At 64.8% G+C, this 14,189-nt stretch carries 11 protein-coding genes; 8 read left to right on the top strand and 3 right to left on the bottom strand.

Going from position 1 to position 14,189, the window contains the following annotated elements:
- Positions 1-2: 2 nt before the first annotated feature.
- Positions 3-1,478: a Fe-S cluster assembly protein SufB gene (gene sufB, locus AC1DJW_RS08480; protein WP_284752786.1), complete on the bottom strand. Its 1,476-nt coding sequence runs from the start codon at positions 1,476-1,478 to the stop codon at positions 3-5.
- Between the two features lie 11 nt (positions 1,479-1,489).
- On the bottom strand, positions 1,490-2,257 hold the full coding sequence (locus AC1DJW_RS08475; protein WP_284752822.1) for a helix-turn-helix transcriptional regulator: 768 nt from the start codon (positions 2,255-2,257) through the stop codon (positions 1,490-1,492).
- A gap of 152 nt (positions 2,258-2,409) precedes the next feature.
- Between AC1DJW_RS08475 and AC1DJW_RS08470 the strand changes: the two genes are divergently transcribed.
- Genes AC1DJW_RS08470 through AC1DJW_RS08460 form a run of 3 tightly spaced genes read left to right on the top strand, consistent with a single transcriptional unit; the run spans position 2,410 to position 5,152 of the window.
- Positions 2,410-3,375 carry an ABC transporter ATP-binding protein gene (locus AC1DJW_RS08470; RefSeq protein ID WP_390277540.1) on the top strand — a complete coding sequence of 322 codons (966 nt, stop codon included), beginning with the start codon at positions 2,410-2,412 and terminating at the stop codon, positions 3,373-3,375.
- The gene (locus AC1DJW_RS08465) at positions 3,372-4,148 is read left to right on the top strand and encodes an ABC transporter permease (protein ID WP_476901137.1); all 777 of its coding nucleotides are present in this window, start codon (positions 3,372-3,374) and stop codon (positions 4,146-4,148) included. The genes AC1DJW_RS08470 and AC1DJW_RS08465 overlap by 4 nt, the downstream gene beginning before the upstream one ends.
- 59 nt (positions 4,149-4,207) lie before the next feature.
- Entirely contained in the window at positions 4,208-5,152 is a 945-nt protein-coding gene (locus tag AC1DJW_RS08460) for a COX15/CtaA family protein (protein WP_476901136.1), read from the top strand.
- 224 nt (positions 5,153-5,376) lie between these two features.
- On the opposite strand, the gene AC1DJW_RS08455 is transcribed toward AC1DJW_RS08460, so the two are convergent.
- On the bottom strand, positions 5,377-6,339 hold the full coding sequence (locus AC1DJW_RS08455; protein WP_390277936.1) for a heme o synthase: 963 nt from the start codon (positions 6,337-6,339) through the stop codon (positions 5,377-5,379).
- A gap of 413 nt (positions 6,340-6,752) precedes the next feature.
- On the opposite strand from AC1DJW_RS08455, the gene tkt reads away from it, so the two are divergent.
- The 5 genes from tkt to AC1DJW_RS08430 are packed head-to-tail and all read left to right on the top strand — an operon-like array spanning position 6,753 to position 14,184.
- A complete protein-coding gene (gene tkt, locus AC1DJW_RS08450; protein ID WP_284752820.1) occupies positions 6,753-8,870 on the top strand; it encodes a transketolase in 2,118 nt (705 codons plus the stop codon).
- 57 nt (positions 8,871-8,927) lie between these two features.
- Positions 8,928-10,046: a transaldolase gene (gene tal / locus AC1DJW_RS08445; protein WP_284752782.1), complete on the top strand. Its 1,119-nt coding sequence runs from the start codon at positions 8,928-8,930 to the stop codon at positions 10,044-10,046.
- Positions 10,047-10,051: 5 nt separating this feature from the next.
- Positions 10,052-11,683, top strand: a complete 1,632-nt coding sequence (locus AC1DJW_RS08440; RefSeq protein ID WP_284752781.1) for a glucose-6-phosphate isomerase — start codon at positions 10,052-10,054, stop codon at positions 11,681-11,683.
- A 15-nt stretch (positions 11,684-11,698) separates the two neighbouring features.
- On the top strand, positions 11,699-13,264 hold the full coding sequence (gene zwf / locus AC1DJW_RS08435) for a glucose-6-phosphate dehydrogenase (protein WP_284752780.1): 1,566 nt from the start codon (positions 11,699-11,701) through the stop codon (positions 13,262-13,264).
- Entirely contained in the window at positions 13,261-14,184 is a 924-nt protein-coding gene (locus tag AC1DJW_RS08430) for a glucose-6-phosphate dehydrogenase assembly protein OpcA (protein ID WP_284752779.1), read from the top strand. Before zwf ends, AC1DJW_RS08430 begins: the two co-directional genes overlap by 4 nt.
- The last annotated feature ends 5 nt before the right edge of the window (positions 14,185-14,189 follow it).

Raw genomic sequence — 14,189 nt, 5'->3', positions numbered from 1 at the left:
TGCTAACCGACGGATCCTTCCATCTGCAGTTCAATCAGGCGGTTGAGTTCAAGGGCGTATTCCATAGGCAACTCACGGGCAATCGGCTCAATGAAGCCGCGCACGATCATGGCCATGGCCTCGTCCTCGGGCATACCGCGGGACATCAGATAGAAGAGCTGCTCCTCGCTGACTCGGGAAACGGTGGCCTCGTGACCCATCACCACGTCATCCTCGCGGATGTCGATGTAGGGATAGGTGTCGGAACGGGAAATGGTGTCTACCAACAAAGCGTCGCAACGCACGGTGTTGGCGGAGTGCTTGGCGCCTTCGCGGACCTGGACCAGGCCTCGGTACGCTGCACGGCCGCCGCCGCGGGCCACGGACTTGGAGATGATTGAGCTCTTGGTGTTCGGCGCGATGTGGACCATCTTCGAGCCGGTGTCCTGGTGCTGGCCTTCGCCGGCGAACGCGATCGACAGGGTCTCACCCTTGGCGTGCTCGCCGACCAGGTAGACGGCCGGATACTTCATGGTCACCTTGGAGCCGATGTTGCCATCAATCCATTCCATGGTGGCGCCTTCTTCGCAGATGGCACGCTTGGTGACCAGGTTGTACACGTTGGTCGACCAGTTCTGGATGGTCGTGTAACGGACGCGGGCGCCCTTCTTCACGATGATTTCCACCACGGCGGAGTGCAGCGAGTCCGAAGTGTAGATCGGAGCGGTGCAGCCTTCGATGTAGTGGACGTAGGAGTCCTCATCCGCGATGATCAGCGTGCGCTCGAACTGGCCCATGTTCTCGGTGTTGATGCGGAAGTAGGCCTGCAGCGGGATGTCCACGTGGACGCCCTTGGGGACATACACGAAGGAACCGCCGGACCAAACGGCCGTGTTCAACGACGCGAACTTGTTGTCGCCCACCGGAATGATGGTGCCGAAGTACTCCTGGAAGATCTCCGGGTGCTCGCGAAGCGCGGTGTCGGTGTCCAGGAAGATCACGCCCTGCTTTTCCAGGTCCTCGCGGATCTGGTGGTACACGACCTCGGACTCATACTGCGCGGCCACGCCGGACACGAGGCGGCTGCGCTCGGCTTCCGGGATGCCCAGCTTCTCGTAGGTGTTGCGGATGTCCTCGGGGAGGTCTTCCCACGTGGCAGCCTGCTTCTCGGTGGAGCGCACGAAATACTTGATGTTGTCGAAGTCGATGCCGGAGAGGTCTGCACCCCAGGTGGGCATGGGCTTGCGGTCGAAGTACTTCAAGCCCTTGAGGCGCAGGTCCAGCATCCATTCCGGCTCGTTCTTCTTCGCCGAAATGTCGCGGACTACCTCTTCGTTGAGACCACGGCGTGCGTTTGCGCCGACGTCGTTCTTGTCAGCCCATCCGTACTCGTAGTTGCCAATACCGTGCAGCTCGGGATTCTTCTCCAGAATCTCCGAGATCACAGCACCGTCAGCTAGCGCTTTCTCTGCTGTTCCTTCAGCTAATTGACCCGTCATCACGGCCTTTCTTACTGATTGTTTGATTCGACATGGGGCGTGGCCCGCAGCTTTGGAAACCCGAGGGCCTCCTTGGCGGCTGGCCTGCCGGTAGGAATGTGGGTGGTGCAGACATGTCCGCCCTGCGCGAGGGTAGAGAGCCTGCGGACATCGACGCCGACCAAACGGGAAAACAGTTCGGTCTCGGTGTCGCAAAAAACGGGAAATTCCGCGGCGAGCTGCTGGATGGGGCAATGGCCCTGGCACAGCTGGACACTTGAGAGGGAAGCGGGCAGGGGCGCCTTGGTCTCAATCGATGCAGCCGATGCAACATATCCGTCCCTGCTAAGCGCCTTCGACAGCGCCACAGCGCGGGCCGTTATGTCGGACCCTGCCCGGTCGATTTCGGGCGCATAGCGCTGTTCCATCTCGGCGAAGCGCTCTACCGCATAGTCCCTGACAGCTTCCTCGCCTGCGAGGTCCCTCAGGCGCCGCAAGGCGGAACTGGCAATGTTCAAGTAGTCATCCCCGAGCTTCGACTGCCCCCGTGAGCTGAGGACATAGCGACGGGCCGGCCGGCCTGCGCCGGCTCCTGCCTTCGCGACGCGCTTTACCTCTATGACCCCGGCACGCTGGAGGTGATCCAGATGCCGGCGGACAGCTGCGGGCGTGAAACCCAGCATGTCGCCGAGTTCAGCTGCGCTGACGGGACCGTGCTCCAACACCGCATTGAGAACGCGGTCCCGGGTACGGTCTTCCGCGTCAGCCACGCCGACGGCGGTCCCATCGGCCACAGACATGACCGCGCTGTGCCCTGCGGGCACGGAAACAGAACTCCTCATGGAATACACAACACAATCATGTCGTAATTTAGTCCGTGCATCCAGTAAGGCAAGGCTGGCCTGCGGCACCTTGCCCGCCGCACCCCTACTACTTCACGTAGAATACTTTGGTGCGATCCCCCGAATCCCCTGTCCTCACCATCGATGGACTCATCAAGGACGTTGGCCCGCTGGCTTCCCTTGACGGCAAGATGCTCCGGGTAGTCAGCGACCTGTCAATGTTCGCAGAACGCGGCCAGATCACGGCTTTGCTGGGCGCCAACGGCGCGGGCAAGACAACGACGCTCGAATGCGCGCAAGGCCTTCAAAAGCGTACCGGCGGCCGCATCGGGCTCCTCGGCGAAGACCCTGACACCGCCGGCGCGAACCTTCGTTCGCGCGTCGGCGTGATGCTGCAGGACGGCGGCCTCCCGCCGTCGGCCCGTCCCATCCCATTGCTTCGGCACATCGCAGGCATGTACCAGAACCCCCTTCCCCTGGACGGACTCGTCGAGCGCTTGGGCATCGACACCTTCAGCCGCACCGGCGTCCGCCGTTTGTCCGGAGGCCAAAAGCAGCGGCTCTCGCTCGCGGCTGCCCTGATCGGCAATCCCGAAGTCCTGTTCCTGGACGAGCCCAGCGCAGGGCTCGATCCCCAGTCCCGCCAAATCGTCTTTGAACTCATCGCCGAACTGCGGGATGCAGGCATGGGCATCATCCTCACCACGCACCTCATGGACGACGCCCAAAGGCTTGCGGACTATGTGTACATCATCGACGCCGGCCGCAACGTAGCGGAGGGCACCGTCGCCGACTTGTTGAGCCACGGCCATGAGGCCATGGACGGGGTGACCGAACGCACCCTGTTCTTCGACGCCCCGGCCGGACTCGACATTGCGGCAGCCATCGGCGATGAACTGACCATCACCGAAAGCCGCGCGGGCAGCTACGCGATCGCAGGCACGCTGACGCCGCAACATCTGGCGAAGCTCACGGCATGGTGGGCCGAGAAGGGCATCATGCCGGCGTCCCTCCGCTTGGAGGCTCGCAGCTTGGAAGACGTCTTCCTGGACATCTCCGGAAGGGACATCCGATGACCAGTGCCATCCCCGTGCGCAGCACACCCCACGCCGGACCGGCGCCCTTGATGCGCAGGATCCTGCTGCAGGGCCGCTACGAAACGTTGACTATGATCCGGAACGGCGAGCAGCTGATCCTCGCAGTGATCATGCCGTTGCTGGCCTTGGTGGGACTCACCGTCACGCCCCTGCTCGATGGCTTGGGTGCCAACCGTGTGGACATCGCGACCCCGGGCGTCCTCGCTCTGTGCGCCATGTCCACGGCGTTCACCGGCCAAGGCATCGCCACCGGCTTCGACCGCCGCTACGGTGTGCTCCGCTTCCTCTCGACCACTCCCCTGGGCCGGACCGGCCTCATTGCAGGCAAGATCATCGCCGTCTTGGCCGTCCTGGTCCTCCAGGTCCTGGTGATCGGCGCCGTGGCCGCGTTGCTGGGCTGGCATCCGCGTCCCGAAGGCTGGCTTCCGGGCCTGGGCCTTTTGGTTCTCGGCGCTTCAGCCTTCACTGCGCTCGGGCTCCTGGTTGCCGGTACCGTGCGGCCGGAGGCAACCCTCGCCATCACCAACCTGCTCTGGATCTTGCTGGGCGCCCTCGGCGGAATCGTGGTCCCTGCCGAGCGTTTGCCCGAACTGGCGCAGAACGTCGTGCACTTCCTGCCCTCGGGAGCACTGGGGCAGTCTCTCAGGGACGCTTTCCTCAATGGCAGCGTCTCCCTGCCCTACGTTCTTGTGTTGCTGCTGTGGACCATCGTCCCTGGCGCGGCCGCCGTCCGCTGGTTCAAATGGAACTGAGCGTCCCCTTGTGGAACCGAACCGTCAGCGTGAATTGAGTACCGAGAATTGAGAAAACTGTGAGCACGGCTTCCCGCCTCCCGAAGTCCATCCAGCAGTTGACCGCCAAGCTTCCCACGGAGGTCAACAGCACCATCCGCAGGCTGGCGATGTTGTCACTGATCGGCCAGGTGGTCCTGGTGGTCACCGGCGGCGCGGTCCGGCTGACATCCTCAGGCCTCGGCTGCCCCACGTGGCCGCGCTGCACCAGCGGTTCGCTTGTGAACACGCCAGAGATGGGCATCCACGGCTTCATCGAATTCGGCAACCGCATGTTGACGTTCGCATTGGCGGCGGTCGCCGTCCTGATGCTGGTGTATTTGTGGAACCTCCGCAAGGAACGTCGCGACCTTTTCCTCCTGGCTGTGGGCCTGCTCGCGAGCATTCCGGCACAGGCCATCATCGGCGGCATTACCGTGCTGTCCAATCTGAACCCGTGGGTTGTCGGCCTGCACTTCCTGGTTTCGATGGCTCTGGTTGTCTTCTCCACGCTCCTGGTCAACCGCGCCTATGGCCGGACCGGCCGCTTCATGAAGCTGACACTGGCAGCGATTCCGGGCGCCATGAGCCCCGTGATGACCGCCGTCGCGTTCTTCTCGGCAGTCGCTGTGTGCCTGGGCGTCGTGGTGACTGGCGCCGGACCCCACGCCGGCGACGCTAACGCGCCGCGCAACGATCTCGACTGGGACCTCTTCTCGCACATCCACGCAGTGCCCGCGTACCTCATCACGGCGGGAGCCGTCTTCGCCGTCTACTTCGTCCTGCGTAAGGGAATCACCGGCCTGTTCCGCACAGCTGCCTTGCTGCTGCTCGCCGTGACGGTCCTGCAGGCGGTCATTGGCTTTACCCAGTACTACAACGGCATCCCTGCCTTCCTGGTAGGCGCACACATGTTGGGTGCCGCCCTGCTCATGAGTGCCGCAACGAACGCCGCGGATGTGGCCCGGTTCAGCCCGAAAGTCTAGTTCAGACCTAAGCTCTGGCCCCCGGGCGGTTGCCCGCCTCCGCCTTAGCCAAAGGGAAGACCCTCTTTCGCATCATGCGATGTGAAAGAGGGTCTTCTGTTTTACGCCTAAAGGTGAGCGGGCGTTTGGGGAAACGGCGTCATAAGTGAGCGAGCGTCCCACGGTGACGGGGACGCCAGCGGCCGATGATCGAGGGGACGCCGACGGCGCGCGTAACGGGGCCGTCAGCCGCCGATGATCGGGGAGCCGATGAACGGGTCCACCGCAAGGGCAATGAAGAGAAGCGTCAGGTAGCTGATGGAACCGTGGAAGACCTTCATGGCTCCCTTGTTCGAGACGTCGCCGCCCTGTGCACGGTTGTAGAGGGCGTGTGATTCATACAGGAACCAGGCGCCCGCGAGGACGGCGGCGATGGTGTACACCCAACCCGCGCGGCCCACCGGCACCAAAAGCAGCGAGCACGCAACCATGGCCCACGCGTACAGGACCACCTGGACCGAAACCACCTTGGCGCCGGCGATGGCACCCAGCATGGGGACGTTGGCGTTGCGGTAGTCCTCGCCGTACCGCATGGACAGCGGCCAGTAGTGCGGAGGAGTCCACAGGAAGATCACCATGAAGAGCACGATGGCGGGCCACTCAACAGTGTTTGTCACCGCTGCCCAGGCGATCAGCACCGGGAAGCAGCCGGCGGCACCGCCCCACACGATGTTCTGTGCCGTGCGGCGCTTGAGGATCATCGTGTAGATGACAACGTAGAAAACAATCGCACCAAGGCCGAGCCAAGCCGAGAGCGGGTTGGCCCCGAACCACAGGATGGCGATCGAGGCAGCTCCAAGGATCCAAGCGAAGACGAGTGCTTCGCGCGGGGTGACTTCGCCCGTCACGAGGGGCCGCTTTTCGGTGCGGTGCATCAACTTGTCGATGTCGCGGTCGATGTAACAGTTGAAGACCCCTGCGCTGCCGGCTGCGAAGGCGCCACCCACCAATGTGGCGAGGATCAACCCGATGGAGGGAAAGCCCCGCTGCGCGAAGATCATGGTGGGCAAGGTGCTGACCAGCAGCAACTCGATCACTCGGGGTTTGGTCAGTGCCAGATACGCCTTGAACTTTCGGGACATTCCGCCCTTCCCCACAGCCGGGGAAGCATTGAGGGGCGTATCTGTTGTGCTCACGTTGGCAGTCACTCTGTTCTTTGCTGGTGTTGTCAAGGCGGGTTTCTCGCGGCGGCGGCACCTCGCTTCGGCCTCCAGATATCATACCGTGGCCTGTCCGACGCCACGGCACCCGGATTTTTCCTGTGTTTCCGAAAGTTCACCGGCACTTTGACGTCGCGGTGATTCATAAAACGGAATTTGCGTCCATTTTTTGAGATTCCCACCATTTGGGCCCGCGAACCGGGCTAAGCTGTCTGCAGATCAGCTCACGCAAGGTTTCCGAGAAAGCGTATTCTCAGATTTGCATGTCTGGATGATAGATCAACGTTTCAATGGTGAACGGCTGGTAGACACTTCGCAGCGGGCGCCATCCTGTGCCCGAGGTTTGCCATGTGCCGTCACCAGCCGTCAGCACAGAGAGGGGCTCGGTTTACGTGCCACATTTGGAAGAGCAAGAACTGACTTGGACCAGCCTGGACCAGCGCGCCGTGGACACCGTCCGCGTTTTGGCCGCTGACGCCGTCGAGAAGGTCGGCAACGGTCACCCCGGCACGGCCATGAGCCTTGCACCGGCCGCTTACCTGCTGTTCCAGAAGCTGATGCGCCACGACCCGAAGAACCCTGACTGGATCGGCCGTGACCGGTTCATCCTGTCCCCCGGGCACACATCCCTGACCCTGTACATCCAGTTGTTCCTTTCCGGCTACGGCCTGGAGCTGAAGGACCTCGAGGCCCTCCGCACCTGGGGTTCGCTGACCCCCGGCCACCCGGAATACAAGCACACCGCCGGCGTCGAGATCACCACCGGCCCGCTCGGCCAGGGCCTGGCCTCCTCGGTCGGCTTCGCCTACTCCCAGCGCCGCCAGCGCGGCCTGTTCGACGCCGACGCCCCCGCCGGCGAGAGCCCGTTCGACCACACCATCTGGGTCATCGCCTCCGACGGCGACCTCCAGGAAGGCGTCACATCCGAGGCGTCCTCGCTGGCTGGGCACCAGGAACTGGGCAACCTCGTGGTGATCTACGACGAGAACCACATCTCCATCGAAGACGACACCGACATCGCCTTCACCGAAGACGTGCTCAAGCGCTACGAGGCCTACGGCTGGCACACCCAGCGCGTGGACTGGACCAAGACCGGCGAATACGTCGAAGACGTCCAGGAACTCTACGGCGCCCTGCTCGCCGCCAAGGCCGAGACCACCAAGCCGTCCATCATCTCGCTGCGGACCATCATCGGCTACCCTGCCCCCAAGAAGCAGAACACCGGCAAGATCCACGGTTCGGCCCTCGGCGCCGAGGAAGTCGCAGCACTGAAGGAAGTCCTGGGCTTCGACCCCGAGCGTTCCTTCCAGGTTGACGAGGACGTCCTGGCACACGCCCGCGCCGTCGTTGAGCGCGGCGCATCCGCCCGCAGCGAATGGCAGGCGTCCTTCGAGGCCTGGCAGACCGCCAACCCCGAGAACGCTGCGCTGCTTGAGCGCATCGAGGCCAAGAAGCTTCCGGTCGAGCTCGACGCCGCCCTGCCGGTGTTCGAAGCAGGCAAGGAAGTCTCCACCCGCGCCGCCTCCGGCAAGGTCCTGAACGCGATCGGCCCGGTCCTTCCGGAACTGTGGGGCGGCTCCGCCGACCTCGCCGAGTCCAACAACACGACCATCGAGGGTTCGCCGTCGTTCATTCCGGCCTCGCGCTCCACGGGCGCCTGGAAGGGAAACCCGTACGGCCGGGTGCTGCACTTCGGTATCCGCGAGCACGCCGCCGCGTCGATCGTGAACGGCATCTCGCTGCACGGCCGCACCCGGGCGTTCTCCGGTACGTTCCTGATCTTCAGTGACTACCAGCGTCCCGCGATCCGCCTCGGTGCCCTCATGGGTGTCCCGTCGCTGTATGTGTGGACCCACGACTCCATCGGCCTGGGCGAAGACGGCCCCACCCACCAGCCGGTGGAACAGCTGTCCACCCTGCGCGCCATCCCGGGCCTGGACGTCGTCCGTCCCGGCGACGCCAACGAGGTTGCCGCAGCATGGAAGACCATGCTGGAGAACCACGAGAACCCGGCAGGCATCGTGCTGACCCGCCAGAACATCCCGACCTACGCACGCGGCGAGGGCGTTGCCGAGGGTGACACCTTCGGCTCCACCGCCGGCGTCGCAAAGGGCGGCTACGTCCTGGCGGAGGCTTCGAAGGACGGCGCTACGGTCCCGGCCGAGGTCATCCTGATCGGCACCGGTTCCGAAGTCCAGCTCGCGGTGAACGCCCGTGAAGCGCTCCAGGCCGAAGGCATCGCCACCCGCGTTGTCTCCATGCCGTGCGTCGAGTGGTTCAACAAGCAGGACTCCGCGTACCGCGAGTCCGTGCTTCCGGCCGCCGTGAAGGCCCGCGTCTCGGTCGAGGCCGGCCTGGCACTGGGCTGGAAGGAATTCGTCGGCGACGCCGGACGCTCCATCAGCCTTGAGCACTTCGGCGCCTCGGCCGACTACAAGCGCCTCTTCAAGGAGTTCGGCATCACGGCGGAAGCAGTCGCCGCCGCCGCCAAGGACTCCCTCGCGGGTCTCGGTAGCTGAAAACGCGTCTGAGACGAATCCGACTGCAACGAACAGATTTCCAAGGAGATTAAAGAAATGACTACGACTCCCACCCAGCAGCTTTCCGACGCCGGCGTGTCCATCTGGCTTGACGACCTTTCCCGGGAACGCCTCTCCAGCGGCAGCCTGCAGAAGCTCATTGAAGAGAAGAACGTCGTTGGTGTCACCACCAACCCGTCCATCTTCCACGCCGCCATCACCGCCGGCAGCGACTACGACGCCGTGATTGCCGAAGAGGCTGCCAAGGGCGCAACCGTCGAAGAGACTGTCTTCGAGATCACCACCACCGACGTCGCCGATGCCTGCGACCTCTTCGCCCCGGTCGCGGCAGCGAGCAAGGGCGTGGACGGCCGCGTCTCCATCGAGGTGGACCCCCGCCTCGCATGGGACACCGAAGGCACCATCGCCGAGGCCAAGCACCTCTACAAGAAGGTCAACAAGGACAACGTCCACATCAAGATCCCGGCAACCCTGGAAGGCCTCGCCGCCATCACGGCAACCCTGGCCGAGGGCATCAGCGTCAACGTGACCCTGATCTTCTCCCTGGAGCGCTACCGGGCCGTCATCAACGCTTTCCAGTCCGGCCTCGAACTGGCCAAGGAAAACGGCCACGACCTCTCCAAGATCCACTCCGTGGCGTCCTTCTTCGTCTCCCGCGTGGACACCGAGATCGACAAGCGCCTCAACGCCCTCGGCACCGATGAGGCCAAGGCCCTCAAGGGCAAGGCAGGCGTTGCCAACGCCCGCCTCGCCTACCAGGTCTACGAAGAGCTGTTCTCCACCGAGCGCTGGGCGGTCCTGGCCGAAGCCGGCGCGCTCCCCCAGCGTCCGCTGTGGGCTTCCACCGGCGTCAAGGACCCGGCCTACCCGGACACCCTGTACGTGACCGAACTGGTCGCCGCCGGCGTCGTCAACACCATGCCGGAAAAGACCCTCGACGCCACGTTCGACCACGGCGTCGTCACGGGTGACACCGTCTCCGGCACCTACGAGGAAGCAAACAGCGTCCTCAACGCATTGGAGGGCCTCGGCATCTCCTACAACGACGTCGTCGCAATCCTCGAATCCGAGGGCCTGGACAAGTTCGTGGCCAGCTGGAAGGAACTTCTGGCCGACGTCGAAGGCGCCCTCGCCTCTGCACGGAAGGCTTCCTAACCCACATGAGCACTCTCAGCTACGACGCCAGCGGCGCTGCACAGCAGGCCATCGAGCAACACATCCCGGCACTTGTCGAAGACCGGATTGCCACCAGGATTTTCGCTAAGGACCACACTTTGTGGGGTCCGGATGCTGAATCCGAATCCGCCATCCGTCTCGGATGGGTGGAAGCGGCAACCGTTTCCCAGCCCTTGGTTGAAGGGATCCTGGAACTCCGGGACGCCCTCCGGGCCGAAGGCGTCTCCCGCATTGTCCTGTGTGGCATGGGCGGCTCTTCGCTTGCCCCCGAGGTCATTGCCGGCACCGCTGGCGTCGAGCTGACCGTGCTGGACAGCACAGACCCCGAACAGGTCGGTGCTGCCCTCGCGGACCGCCTGGCCGAGACCGCCATCGTGGTCTCTTCCAAGTCAGGCTCCACCGTGGAAACCGACTCGCAGCGACGGGTATTCGAGCAGGCCTTCACCGAGGCCGGCATCGATGCCAAGAGCCGCATCATCATCGTGACCGATCCCGGTTCCCCGCTGGACAAGGCCTCCCGTGAAGCCGGCTACCGTGCCGTCTTCAACGCCGACCCTAACGTCGGCGGCCGCTTTTCGGCGCTGACGGCTTTCGGCTTGGTCCCCAGTGGCCTCGCCGGGGTCGACATCCAGGCGTTCCTGGACGAGGCCGAGGAAGCTGCGGAAATCCTCAACGAAGACTCAGCCGAAAACATCGGGCTCCGGCTCGGTGCCGCGCTGGGCGGAACCACCCCGCTGCGCAACAAGATCGTCATCGTCGAAGACGGTTCCGGAATCGTGGGATTTGCGGACTGGGCCGAACAGCTCATCGCCGAATCCACCGGCAAGCTCGGCACGGGCGTCCTGCCGGTAGTTGCAGGCCCTTCCGCACCCGAGGTCGGCAGCGGCGCCGAAGACGTCCTGGTGATCCGCCTCGTCGGTGCGGAATCCGACGTCGAACTCGGCGATAACGAAGCCGCCATCGCCGGTGGCCTGGCCACCCAGATGTTCGTCTGGGAGTTTGCCACCTCGGTCGCTGGGCGTCTGTTGGGCATCAACCCCTTTGACCAGCCCGACGTCGAGGCAGCCAAGATTGCCGCGCGCGGCCTGTTGGACGCGCGTCCCGAGCCGACGCCGGCGAACTTCGTCGACGGCGCGATCGAGGTCCGCGGAGGTGCGTGGCTCGGCGACGCGGCTACGGCCGCCGATGCCGTCAAGGCACTTCTCGGCGAACTCGGCACGGACGGCTACCTGAGCGTCCAGGCCTATTTCGACCGGATCGCGTTCGCTCAGCTGGAAGGCATCCGCGACGAACTCGCCGGAGTCAGCGGCCGTCCGGTCACTTTCGGCTGGGGTCCGCGCTTCCTGCACTCCACCGGACAGTTCCACAAGGGCGGACCGGCCATCGGTTCCTTCCTGCAGGTGACGGCTTCCGCGAGCGGCGACATCGCCATCCCGGAACGGCCGTTCACCTTCGGTCAGCTGATTGCGGCCCAGGCCGCCGGTGACGCCCAGGTTCTCGAGAACCACGGCCGTCCGGTCCTGCGGCTGCACCTCACGGATCGTGGAGCCGGAGTCGCCCAGCTCCAGGACATCGTCGCCGCGCTGGCCGGCCAGGCCAGCGCGCTCGAAAGCTAAGGCACAAACCCAAACATGCCAGAAACTGAAATCGGTTACAGGTCCACGGGAAAGGCAAGCCACCGCAATCCCCTCCGGGATCCTCGGGACCGGCGCCTGAACCGCATCGCAGGGCCTTCGTCATTGGTGTTCTTCGGAGTCACCGGTGACCTCGCCCGCAAGAAACTCATGCCGGCGGTCTACGACCTCGCCAACCGCGGGCTGCTGCCGCCGAGCTTCGCGCTCGTCGGCTTCGGCCGGCGGGACTGGAGCAACGAGGACTTCGCGAACGAAGTCAAGGAGAACGTCAAGGCGCACTCCCGCACCCCGTTCGACGACGCCGTCTGGAACCAGCTCTCCGAGGGCATCCGCTTCGTGCAGGGGGAGTTCGACGACGACCAGGCGTTCAAACGCCTCAGCGCCACCCTTGACGAACTGGACGAGACCCGCGGCACCCGCGGCAATCACGGTTTCTACCTGTCCATTCCGCCCAAGGCGTTCGAGCAGGTCTGCCAACAGCTCTCCAAGCACGGGCTCGCGCAGGCCGGCGACGGCCAGTGGCGCCGCGTGGTCATCGAGAAGCCCTTCGGCCACGACCTTGCGTCCGCGCGCAAGCTCAACGACATCGTGGAGTCGGTCTTCCCGCCGGACGCGGTCTTCCGCATCGACCACTACCTGGGCAAGGAGACAGTCCAGAACATCCTGGCGCTGCGCTTCGCCAACCAGTTGTTCGAGCCGCTCTGGAACGCCAACTACGTTGACCACGTCCAGATCACCATGGCCGAGGACATCGGCACCGGTGGCCGGGCAGGGTATTACGACGGCGTCGGCGCGGCACGCGACGTCATCCAGAACCACCTGCTGCAGCTGCTGGCCCTGACGGCGATGGAGGAGCCCATCTCCTTCAACGCCGATGACCTGCGTGCCGAGAAGGAAAAGGTCCTCGCAGCGGTCAGGCTCCCCGACGATCTCTCGACCCACTCCGCCCGCGGCCAGTTCGCCGGCGGCTGGCAGGGCGGCGAGCTCGTGCAGGGCTACCTGGAGGAAGAAGGCATTCCCGCCGATTCCAAGACGGAAACCTACGCGGCGATCCGCCTGGACATCAACACCCGGCGTTGGGCCGGGGCGCCGTTCTACCTGAGGGCCGGCAAGCGGCTGGGCCGCCGCGTCACGGAAATCGCCGTGGTGTTCAAGCGGGCACCCAACCTGCTCTTCCGCGGCCACGGCGAGGACGACTTCGGCCAGAACGCCGTGGTCATCCGGGTCCAGCCCGACGAGGGCGCGACCATCCGCTTCGGCTCCAAAGTACCGGGAACGCAGATGGAAGTCCGCGACGTCACGATGGACTTCGGCTACGGACACTCGTTCACCGAGTCCAGCCCCGAAGCGTACGAACGCCTCATCCTGGACGTGCTGCTGGGTGAACCGCCGCTCTTCCCCCGGCACCAGGAAGTCGAGGAGTCCTGGAAGATCCTGGACCCCTTCGAAGAATACTGGGCCGGACTCGACGAACAACCCGAACCCTACGCTCCCGGCAGCTGGGGCCCGGCCTCGGCCGATGAGCTGCTTGCCCGCGACGGACGAACCTGGAGAAGGCCATGATCGTAGATCTTCCCGACACCACCACCTCCAAGATCTCCAAGAAGATCACCTCCCTGCGCGAGCAGGGAGGCGTGATCGCCCTCGGACGCGTCCTGACACTCGTGGTCGTCACCAAGTCCGGCCTCGAGGAAGAAGCCATCGAGGCCGCCAACGAGGCCAGCCGGGAGCACCCCTGCCGCATCATCGTCCTCGCGGACGCGGGAAGCGAAGCGCCCAACCGCCTCGACGCCCAGATCCGGGTTGGCGGCGACGCCGGAGCATCAGAGGTCATCGTCCTGCGCGGCTACGGTGAACTCGCCAAGGAAAGCGAATCGCTCGTCGCGGCGCTGCTGCTCCCGGACGCGCCGATCGTGGCCTGGTGGCCGCACGGAGCCCCCGAGAACGCCTGCGAGACCTCCATCGGCAGGATCGCGCACCGCCGCATCACGGACTCCGCAAACGAGCCCGACCCCGCGGCAGCGCTCGCCCGGATCCGGAAAACGTACCGGGCAGGCGACACGGACCTCGCCTGGACACGCCTGACCAACTGGCGCCTCCAGCTCGCGGCAGCCCTGGACCAGGTGGATGAATCCCCCGTCACGGCCATCGCCGTCGAGGGCGCTTCGGACTCCCCCAGCACCCTGCTGCTGGCCGCCTGGCTCACGCTGTTCCTCGACGCGCCGGTCCAGATCGTCGCCGACCCGGCAGGAACCGGCATCCGCCGGGTACGGCTGAGCCGCGCCACCGGGGACGTCCAGCTCATCCGTCCCGGCCTCACCGTTGCGGAACTGACCCAGCCGGGCCAGCCCGCCCAGCGGATTTCACTGCCGCGCCGCAGCCTCCGCGACTGCCTCGCCGAAGAGCTGCGCCGCCTTGATCCGGACGATGTCTTCGGAGAAGTGATTACTATGGGACTGCCCCGAACCAATAGCAAGGAGTGACCGTC

The sequence above is a fragment of the Arthrobacter sp. 05L417 genome, assembly GCF_056397865.1.
Note: the sequence above shows the minus strand (reverse complement) of the source record. Positions and strands in the feature narration are given on the sequence as shown.

Coding starts and splice junctions, on each gene's coding strand:
- AC1DJW_RS08475 (WP_284752822.1), bottom strand. CDS start 2,257: ATGTCTGTGGCCGATGGGACCGCCGTCGGCGTGGCTGACGCGGAAGAC.
- AC1DJW_RS08440 (WP_284752781.1), top strand. CDS start 10,052: ATGAGCACTCTCAGCTACGACGCCAGCGGCGCTGCACAGCAGGCCATC.
- tal (WP_284752782.1), top strand. CDS start 8,928: ATGACTACGACTCCCACCCAGCAGCTTTCCGACGCCGGCGTGTCCATC.
- AC1DJW_RS08430 (WP_284752779.1), top strand. CDS start 13,261: ATGATCGTAGATCTTCCCGACACCACCACCTCCAAGATCTCCAAGAAG.
- zwf (WP_284752780.1), top strand. CDS start 11,699: ATGCCAGAAACTGAAATCGGTTACAGGTCCACGGGAAAGGCAAGCCAC.
- sufB (WP_284752786.1), bottom strand. CDS start 1,478: ATGACGGGTCAATTAGCTGAAGGAACAGCAGAGAAAGCGCTAGCTGAC.
- AC1DJW_RS08465 (WP_476901137.1), top strand. CDS start 3,372: ATGACCAGTGCCATCCCCGTGCGCAGCACACCCCACGCCGGACCGGCG.